Source organism: Blautia sp. MCC283 (assembly GCF_018785565.1).
GTDB lineage: Bacteria > Bacillota > Clostridia > Lachnospirales > Lachnospiraceae > Blautia_A.
In genome coordinates this window covers 1-212 of record NZ_WQQB01000053.1, presented here as the reverse complement: position 1 = coordinate 212, position 212 = coordinate 1, and the positions used below count along the sequence as shown (strand labels likewise).

Below are 212 nucleotides of genomic sequence, written 5' to 3'. Positions count from 1 at the left end.
GTCTGGGAATAGCCGATCTTTTCCCCATTTTCATAGCCTTCCTTACGCATGGCAAGTCCCCGGTTGTAGATGAACCGGCAGCATCCCAGGGTCTGATGGATGAAGTTTTTCTGTTCTCTGTTCGGGTAGATTCTAAATTTAATTCCTTTTTGCATTATCCCATCTTATCCTTTTGTCTCTGCGATGTTTTCTGGTTTTCAATATACTGTTTT

General features: G+C 42.0%; 1 protein-coding gene. It reads right to left on the bottom strand.

The genetic code is table 11. The annotated features are described in order from the left end of the window. Positions 1-155: helix-turn-helix domain-containing protein (locus GPK81_RS18585; RefSeq protein ID WP_215707303.1), on the bottom strand; the 155-nt coding region annotated here is incomplete at its 3' end. Positions 156-212: the final 57 nt, after the last annotated feature.